This window comes from Methanosarcina sp. (assembly GCF_035390745.1).
In the GTDB taxonomy this organism is placed as follows: domain Archaea; phylum Halobacteriota; class Methanosarcinia; order Methanosarcinales; family Methanosarcinaceae; genus Methanosarcina.
On the sequence record NZ_DAOOUJ010000109.1, the window covers coordinates 1 to 4,701 of the forward strand.

The 4,701-nt window shown below is 44.9% G+C and carries 4 protein-coding genes; all 4 read left to right on the forward strand.

Going from position 1 to position 4,701, the window contains the following annotated elements; all coding sequences use genetic code 11:
* Positions 1-188: 188 nt before the first annotated feature.
* Genes PLL47_RS14435 through PLL47_RS14450 form a run of 4 tightly spaced genes read left to right on the forward strand, consistent with a single transcriptional unit; the run spans position 189 to position 4,292 of the window.
* Positions 189-1,913 (forward strand): ABC transporter ATP-binding protein, encoded by a 1,725-nt coding sequence (locus PLL47_RS14435; RefSeq protein WP_324447204.1) that lies wholly within the window; start codon positions 189-191, stop codon positions 1,911-1,913.
* Complete coding sequence (locus PLL47_RS14440) at positions 1,910-2,803, forward strand: energy-coupling factor transporter transmembrane component T family protein (protein ID WP_324447206.1); 894 nt, start codon at positions 1,910-1,912, stop codon at positions 2,801-2,803. The genes PLL47_RS14435 and PLL47_RS14440 overlap by 4 nt, the downstream gene beginning before the upstream one ends.
* Positions 2,800-3,567, forward strand: coding sequence for an ABC transporter ATP-binding protein (locus PLL47_RS14445; RefSeq protein WP_324447208.1), 768 nt, complete (start codon positions 2,800-2,802; stop codon positions 3,565-3,567). Before PLL47_RS14440 ends, PLL47_RS14445 begins: the two co-directional genes overlap by 4 nt.
* Entirely contained in the window at positions 3,564-4,292 is a 729-nt protein-coding gene (locus PLL47_RS14450) for an ABC transporter permease (RefSeq protein WP_324447210.1), read from the forward strand. Before PLL47_RS14445 ends, PLL47_RS14450 begins: the two co-directional genes overlap by 4 nt.
* Positions 4,293-4,701: the final 409 nt, after the last annotated feature.

Consider the following 4,701-nt stretch of genomic DNA (forward strand, 5'->3'; position numbering starts at 1 on the left):
TCTGGATGGTGCTTTATCGGCTGTTTTACAGCAGCTGGTACATAACGGCGAATATCCTGATCGACGGGTTCCTCTACACATTCATAGGAGCCTGGTTCGGGATAAGCCTGGGGAACAGGCTGAAAAAAGTGGCAGAATAAGGCGGGAGAAAAAGCAGCAAAATCAGGGTGTACAGTGAGGGTGGTACAGTGAGACAGAACAAAGGCGATACGGCAGTAGAGATCAAGGATCTCTGGTACACATATCCGGGGAGAACGGAACCGACTTTAAGAGGGGTCAACCTGAAAATAGAAGAAGGAGAATTTGTCCTCCTGACAGGGCCTACCGGCTGCGGGAAGAGCACTTTGCTGAAAACACTTAACGGCATAATTCCCCATGAATCCGGAGGAATATTTTCAGGCAGCATAAAGATCTCAGGAATAGATACAGGAAATTCAAACCAGATGGAGCTTTCAAGGAAGGTCGGGCTTGTATTCCAGAACCCCGACGACCAGATCTTTTCTACAACTGTTGAGGACGAAGTCGCTTTTGGACCTGAAAACCTCTGTTTTGAGAGGGAAGAGATTGATAAAAAAGTAGGAGAAGCCCTTCAGATGGTTGGAATGTCAGGACACAGGCTGAGCTCCACGAATGCTCTTTCGGGGGGGCAGAAACAGAGGATCTGCATTGCAAGCATGCTCGCGATGATGCCTGAAATTCTTGCCATGGACGAGCCAGTTAGCCAGATGGACCCTGCGGGTACACAGGAGATCCTGAATACTGTCAGGGATCTCAACCGGAAACTGAAAATAACCATTCTGCTGGTAGAGCACAGGCTGCACGAGCTCGCACCTTTTGCAGACAGGGTTGTCATAATGGACAGCGGAAAAATAATCTTTGACCAGCCCGCCTCAAAAGCTTTTGAGCATCTGGATGTCTTCCACAGGCTGGGGCTTCGTGTTCCTGAACCGGTTGAAATCTGCCACACTCTTGGGATAAAGGCAAGCCCCTTCAGTGCGGAGGAAACGTTTCCTCTGCTGAACAACGGGGACTTTAAAGAAAAAACGAGGAGATATTTAACGCGTCATGATCCGGAAAAAAGAATCAACATGGGCTGTTCTGTAGAAAACACCGAACCTTTGGTCTCAATCCGGGATCTGTGGTCAGGATATGATAAAAATAAGATGGTACTTAAAGGCATAAACCTGGAAATCCGCAGAGGCGAAAGGGTTGCGGTTATGGGTACAAATGGCTCGGGCAAATCAACCCTTCTTTTGAACCTTGCAGCCATGCTCAAGCCGTATAAAGGAAGTGTAAAGGTCTTCGAGGAGGACACAAAATCAAAAAATCCATACTCTTTTGCAGGCAGAATAGGGTTTGTGTTCCAGAATCCGGACCTTATGCTTTTCTGTGATTCGGCTGAGGAAGAGGCAAGGTTCGGGCCTGTACAGTTAAAGTTCGAAAATATAGAGGAAAGGGCAAGGATTTCTCTTGAAGCGATGTCGATTCTGAACCTCAAGCAGGATCTCCCCCAGTCCCTGAGCAGAGGGCAGAGGTTGAGGACAGCTGTTGCCTCGGTAATTTCTATTGACCCTGAGCTTATTCTTCTTGATGAGCCCACAACAGGGCAGGACAGGGTGAATATAGAACAAATGATGGATTATTTCAAAAACAAAGGTTCCACGCTTGTGTTCTGTACCCATGACATTGAGATTGCAATGCTCTATGCCACAAGAATTCTTGTGATGAATGAGGGCCAGATTATAGCGGATGGGAGAGGAAGAGATGTTATAAAGAATATCGATATCCTCAGGAAAGCATCCCTTACCCAGCCTCCCGTTGTAGAAATTGCAAACTATCTCGGAATTGATGCCTTTTCGATTACAGAACTTGTAGAAACGCTGACTCATAGAAGTTCTGAAGTGGTAATATGATAGGTGCCAGATCAATTGCAGAACCGACAATTAAAGACACTATAATTCACAGGATGGATCCCAGGGCAAAGATCCTGATCCTGATTTCCACTGCTTTTGTAGCTGTAACCCTGGACAATCCAAAAACCATGTTTTTGCTGTTTCTGATCGTACTATCCGGGTTTGCATTTGCAAGGATGCCTGCAATAAAACTCAAAACCCTTGCCATTTTGCTCATACTTTTGATCTGGGGAACCATCTATTCCCAGGCACTTTTTTATTCCCAGCTTCCGAGAACTGTGATTTTTACGATAATCAGCCCTGATTTTCCGATTCTGGGCTGGCTGACAAACGGAGGGCTGTTTGTATATGCAGAAGGGCTCAAGCACGGTGCAGTTCAGGGTTTGAGGTCTGCTTCAATCCTGTCCCTGGGACTTTTGATGTGCTGGACCACGGATTCAAGGGATATGTTAAACGGACTTGTCGGGCTAAGAGTCCCTTACAGCGTGGCTTTTATGGTGGTTACAGCGGTCAGGTTCCTTCCTATAATAATCACCGAGGTGGCTACCGTGGTAACAGTCCAGAGGCTCAGGGGTTTTAACCCTAAAAGGTTTGGATCGGGGATCATCAAAACATCGCTTAATATACTGACCCCTACCCTCTCAAACTGCGTAAGGAGAACCGGCACCCTTGCAGTTTCCATTCAGAGCAGGGCTTTCCGGGCAAACACTGAAAGGACATACCTCAAAAAACTGAAATTTTCGGATTTTGATAAGGCAGTGGTTACGGTCTGTATTTTTACTGCCGTAAGTATTGTGATTATAAAACTTCTTTACAACCTGTATACAGGTGGAATTTATTACACTTCAGGCTTAAGACCTGTTTATGCAATCGCCAGGGGATACCTGTGATAGAAATCAGAAAATTATCCAGATCGTTCGGGAACCTGCTTGCTGTAGATAATCTCGACCTCGATGTGGGAAACGAGATTTTTGGGCTTCTGGGTCCCAATGGAGCAGGCAAAAGTACGACAGTTATGATGCTTACAACCCTGTTAAGGCCGAGCAGCGGCACTGCAAAAGTCTGCGGGTATGATATTGTTAAGGATTCAAAGAAAGTGAGGTCAAAGATAAGCTATGTCCCTCAGGATATGGCAGTGGACAGAAAGCTGACAGGCAGGGAAAATGTGCTGCTTTTTGCAAAGCTCTACGGAATCCCGAACAGGAATTCAAAGGTAGACGAAGTGATTGAAATGATGGGGCTTTCGGACCGAGCCGGAGACCTTGTAGCAAAATACTCCGGAGGGATGAGGCGGCGCCTTGAACTTGCCCAGGCACTTGTGCACGAGCCTGAAGTCCTTTTTCTCGACGAACCAACCCTCGGCCTGGACGTTAGCGGCAGAAGGAAGATCTGGGAGCATATTAAGATGCTGAAAGCCGAAGGGATGACTATTTTCATGACTACCCATTATCTTGAAGAGGCAGAAAAATACTGCAACCGGGTCGCCATTATTGATAAAGGGAAAGTAGCAGCTGTCGGTTCGCCAGAGAACCTTGTAAGCTCGATAGGAGAAAATGCCTCGCTCAATGACGTTTTCCTTGAGAAAGTCAAAACCCCTGAAGAGCAGGCAGGGTTTAATTCAACACAGTTCAGGAATCTTCTGAGGCGGAGATGATGAAAGCAATATATTACTATTTTGAAAGGGATCTTGTAAAATGGCTGAGAGGAAGGATAACCGTTATTTCTTCGCTTGTGATGCCTGCCGCCTGGCTGGTATTTGTCGGGCTTGCCCTGCCTACAAAGTTTACTGATAATTATATTCAATTCATCACCCCGGGAATCCTTGTCATGACTACCCTTTTTTCCTCCCTTCAGGGAGGATCGCTTATGATTTTTGATAAGATACTGGGTTTTTTAAATAAGTTTCTAGCAATGCCATCGCCGAGAGAAAGTATGCTGTACGGAAAAATCCTTTTTATCAGTGTAAGGGGGCTACTTCAGGCGACAGTAATCCTCCTGATAGCCACAATTCTGGGAGTAAGAATACTGAACCCCGTAAACATAGTTCTGATATATCTCACGCTGTTTTTGTTTTCAGTATTATTCTCTGCACTCTCGACCATGATAGGGCTGTACCTGAGCGACCACGACAGTTATGCGGCTGTTAACAGCATGATCAGCATGCCTCTGTTTTTCACGAGTAGCGCACTTATGCCTTACGATGTTATGCCTGCATGGCTGAGGACACTCGCAAGACTCAATCCGGTAAGCTATGCAATAGACAGTACAAGAACGCTGTTTGAAGGTGGAATACCTGTTCACGGGATCATCGGCCTTGCAATAGGAGCCGGAGTTGTGCTGCTTCTTGGAACATACCAGTTCAGGAAAGCAGTTGTGTGAAACAAAATACGAATTCCAGCAGTAAACCCCGTTCAAGAAGATTAAATCGTTAGATTCGTAAGCGGTACACCCACACCCTTTTTATCACACTTTTCTTTTTTACGCTCGACGAAGGAAAGCGGCTTTTCCCGCAAAAAAGAAAGCCGGGAAATATACCTCAGAAGAATCAAGGTGTGAAGGAAAAAAATAACCTGAATTTTACATGGAATTGTTTAATTTTATAAATAAGAATAATGTAAAAATTTACACATATAAATGCAAAAAAAATCTTGTTTTTTCATGTATCGTAAAGATTATATTACATACGAGAATTTTATAGATAGAATGGACTGCAAACCGAATCTTTGATTTGCCGGGTACGTCTGGGTTTAAATTTCTTTTTATGGGTAAGAAAAATTAGATTCTTATT